Raw genomic sequence first — 3,743 nt, 5'->3', positions numbered from 1 at the left:
TACGGTGATAATATGACATTTACAACAGGTTTTAAAGTTGGTGATTTACATCTAGATGGTACAATATTTATTGTTAATGGTTATGTTGATGGTGATGGACAAACAGGTTCAATTGTTAAAAATACAACAGAATATGATACCTTTACTTGGCGGGAAGCACACGATACATGGCCATATGACGAAGATGATATTAATTATTGGAGATTAGGATCAGAAGATGAAATGATTGAATTAATAACATTAGATATTAGTGGACAATTAAATAATGGAACTTATGTTAACTTATCACCCGAACCAATGTGGACTAGTGAGTATTTATCAAGCATTAGGAAAACAACAACACCACCATATTACAGTATAAATTATACTAACACACAATCTACAACAAGTAGAGTAAGATTAGTCAAGTCGTTTTAAATTCAATTTTTATAAAAAAAGGAGAACAAATGTTCTCCTTTTTTTATTTTTAAAAATTAAATAAACTGGTAAGTACGCTTAATCTTTTATTAATAGTTGGTAATCCAAGTGGTTCAATAAATTTATTAACAATTGTTAAAAATGACTTATCAAATTGTTCATCTATATCGATCATAACTTTCTCTTTTTCTACAATTTCTGTGGGATGAAAACTTCTTAAATATCCAAAAACGTTATTTGCAGAATGTTTACAATAGTAATATTTTATTCTACCTGATTTAACCATGTCATATTTTGTTTTATATTCGCTATTTTTATTTAATAGAAAATTATGAAAACAGGCAGCTTTAACACCAAAATGGGCACCTTTTACTGTAACTACTCCATTTGTATCATCTAAAACTTTATCATCATAATTTGTACAACTAGTTGTCATACTAATATCCTCTATGTCTGCTAATTCAAATTCCTTTCTTATTTGTTTAACTAGTTTAAGTACATTTTGAATATTAACATTATTTGGATTAGAAAATAAATAATTTATTATTCTATAAATATTCTTTCTAACAAATGGTGGTGTTGATGAACGAATTATTTCTATACCTTTTGGATAAAAGTATGATAATGAATCATAATGAACACCATCTTCATAAACTATATTATTTAAATAATGTTTTTTCTTTAAGAATAATGCAGATTTACTAATTGTCTCCAACTCAAAATCATGTAAATTTTTAACATAAAATTGATTAGCATAATTATCTAAAAATTCATTAAAAAGTGGTTTAATATGAATTTGATCAATATGTAATATTAAATTTTTTGTTAACCTATCATCTTTATCATAATCAAATCCAATTGATTTCATAATTGGCTTAAATGTAACATATAAACTATTATGTACTAGTATATCATTAGCTATAAATGTATGTGTATAATCGTCCACTTCAATGTCATACACATATTCATTTTCAAATTCACCTATTAATTCGCATGATTCAATATCATCTAGAATATATTCTATATTATTCATTATTTTTAATTGTTTTTATTATATTATTAATATCTGGTTTATTACTTTCCCATATAACTATGGTATTAATATTATGTTTATTTTTTAAAATATCGTATCTTTTTTGATCTTTATCCCATATATCTTTTGCTTTTATATTTAATATTGGTATAATATCATTTTCTTCATATTTTGAAGGATTAGCATGCCATATATCACCATTAAATTCTATTGAAAGATTTATATCTTTTATATAATAATCTATAAATATAAATCCTAATTCATCATCAAATATACAATACTCTTCATTTTTATTATAAAAATATGTTTCATATTCTTTACTTAATATTAAATCTATTTTTTCAAAAAATAACTGTGACGATTTTGATGGCGGATATACAGTTATGTTATTAAATATGTTTTTATATAAAATGGTTCCCTCTTTTTTACCATTTCTGTTAATCATATTTTTTAATGAATTTGATTTTCTTGAACATAATTCTTCCCAATATGATTTACCATATTTATCAATAACATATTCTTTTGATTTTGTTAATTTTTGTTTATTAATATATTCATCCCATATTTTAATACCATCTGATTCACCATATTTATTTATTAAATTATATAATGTTACTGATCTACTTTTATTATAATCATTAAATTGTTTTTCGGTCCAACTATATTTTTTATTTTTATATTCAAATTTATTTGTTTCCGATTGTTTGTTACAATATGAATCCCATTTTTGTTTACCTAATATTTCACCGTGTTTTTTAATAAAATTATCTAATGTCATTGCATAATTATCACTTTTCCATTTTTCAGATATTTCTATTGGTATATTAAATGCATAACATGTTATATCACAAATCCTGTTAAATATTCTACTTTTATTCATATTTTCATATTCTGGATATTTTAATTTTAAACAATCCTCACATATTGATAAAAAATATGTTTTATCATATAATATTTTTTTACTCAAGTAAGATTTATTTATCAATATTGTTCCATTTTTACTATTTCGAAAAGAAGAATTACTAAAATATATAACATCACCACAATCTATACATTTATTATATTCAAAATATTTATCTAAATAAAATTTATACAAATTTTTTGATGGATTTTTGTTAAATTCTTTAATTTCATTAATTGTCATTTTAATATAAATTATTTTATGGTGATACTTATATTTGTATATATAATATATACTATTTGTTTTTTTTAATTATTAAAATTTTATCAGTTTTTAATATATTTGATGGTTTTACTTCCATTTTTATACCATCTCTAAAAACAATCATAGAATGATCATTTGTTACAATTACTTCCTTTCCTGTTTTTGTTTTTAATTTCCATTTAGGTTTAGATACTTTATGTCTAATTATTCTTTTAACTGACGCGTAATATATTTTTTTATTTTCATCCCAATTTAAAATTTTTTCTTTACAATTAACGGATTCATGACCTTTAAGTGTTATTCCCGCTGAACCACTATTAATATTTTTATTATATAAATTTTCTATTGTAAAATCACCACTATCAGTTGATATTATTGTATCTTTATCACAACTATCTGTATCTCCATATACAATTATCTGATTATCACCTTCATATTTTTTTCTATCTTCTAATTCTCCCCATATCGGATTTGAATCTAGTGGTTTAACATCATCAAAATTCCATACATTATATTGATATAATATTTTAATGTCATCATGTTCAAATTCATATTTATCTAATTCATCTAATGATATTGTTTTATGTTTTAATAAATTATCTAAACTATCATACCCATAATCTAATTGTCTAAAGTCCATAGAAAATGATGAATATTTACCATTTAAAATACCTATATATTCAACTCCTAATATATTATGTATATCTTTATCATTATGCCACTTATTATAAAAATATTCTTCTATATTCTCCATCATAAATTGATTAACATCTCTACCATGAGCAGTAATAGAGTTTGCTATATCTGCATTAGAACATACGAAATATTTATTGGCGAATGCCCCGTAGGTTCCATTTATGACGAGCTTTAACGCTAATTGCATTGCTTTATAATAATCCTTTTCGCCTTTTTTTTGTTCTATTAATTTTTTTAATTCGTTTATTCTTTGTCTCTTCTCTCTGTCATCCATGAATGAATATGTTTTTTTTAAATATATTATTAATTATAATTTTTGTTTACATATTTATATACAATATAACCTGAATCATTTATTTCTAGTATATTTTTTAATTTTTTATTTTTAATATAATTAATTTTACAATTATTTTTAATATAGTTAGTATTGGG

The 3,743-nt window shown here is 22.4% G+C and carries 4 protein-coding genes; 1 reads left to right on the top strand and 3 read right to left on the bottom strand.

The annotated features are described in order from the left end of the window. On the top strand, window positions 1–417 hold a 417-nt coding region (locus tag RBR25_RS17480), incomplete at its 5' end, for a hypothetical protein (RefSeq protein WP_432820826.1). A 49-nt stretch (window positions 418–466) separates the two neighbouring features. Here RBR25_RS17480 and RBR25_RS17475 read toward each other — a convergent pair. The 3 genes from RBR25_RS17475 to RBR25_RS17465 are packed head-to-tail and all read right to left on the bottom strand — an operon-like array spanning window position 467 to window position 3,585. Then, the gene (locus tag RBR25_RS17475) at window positions 467–1,450 is read right to left on the bottom strand and encodes a hypothetical protein (RefSeq protein WP_432820825.1); all 984 of its coding nucleotides are present in this window, start codon (window positions 1,448–1,450) and stop codon (window positions 467–469) included. Continuing rightward, window positions 1,443–2,594 (bottom strand): hypothetical protein, encoded by a 1,152-nt coding sequence (locus tag RBR25_RS17470; protein WP_432820824.1) that lies wholly within the window; start codon window positions 2,592–2,594, stop codon window positions 1,443–1,445. The genes RBR25_RS17475 and RBR25_RS17470 overlap by 8 nt, the downstream gene beginning before the upstream one ends. Window positions 2,595–2,646: 52 nt before the next feature. Next, a complete protein-coding gene (locus RBR25_RS17465) occupies window positions 2,647–3,585 on the bottom strand; it encodes a DNA polymerase domain-containing protein (protein WP_432820823.1) in 939 nt (312 codons plus the stop codon). Window positions 3,586–3,743 lie beyond the last annotated feature (158 nt).

The sequence above is a fragment of the Trichloromonas sp. genome (genome assembly GCF_034006665.1).
Classification (GTDB): Bacteria; Desulfobacterota; Desulfuromonadia; order Desulfuromonadales; family Trichloromonadaceae; genus Trichloromonas.
This window is presented reverse-complemented; position numbering and strand designations above follow the sequence as displayed.